The 402-nt window shown below is 49.3% G+C and carries 1 protein-coding gene; it reads right to left on the bottom strand.

Translation table 11 applies throughout. From position 1 onward, the window contains the following. Nucleotides 1-402, bottom strand: a 402-nt coding sequence (locus I6F35_RS39700; protein WP_225122979.1) for an autotransporter outer membrane beta-barrel domain-containing protein, incomplete at both ends; no start/stop codon positions are given.

Below are 402 nucleotides of genomic sequence, written 5' to 3'. Positions count from 1 at the left end.
GTGTCACGCAGGTCACCCATACGTTTGTTCAGATTGTTAACTTCCGTCATGAAGTTTTTATACCCGGCATTCATGAAACTGTCAGCCTTCGCGGCAGCGGCTTTATCAGCCTCCGCTTTAAAACCATCCAGTATCCACTTCGTATTGCCACCACTGGTATCAACATGCAGGGTTGGGGTCACCCGACTGAAACCTGTCACCCGGGTGCCGGCCTTAAACATCTCTGCTGAAGTTCCCGCCGGTGCCGTGACCAGAGGAATATTCAGGGCCTGTCCCTGAGCAGGATTATTCATAAAGCTGACGTTCAGGCTGTTATCTGAACCAGTGGCTTTTTCAGTCACATTAATTTTATCGGCATTTTTCAGGTCCGTACGCAAAACAAAATCACTGCCTGTTGCATCC

It is taken from the genome of Bradyrhizobium sp. BRP22, from assembly GCF_020194175.1.
GTDB lineage: Bacteria > Pseudomonadota > Alphaproteobacteria > Rhizobiales > Xanthobacteraceae > Bradyrhizobium.
The sequence above is the reverse complement of the archived record's forward strand: the minus strand, read 5'-3'. Positions and strand labels throughout refer to the sequence as shown.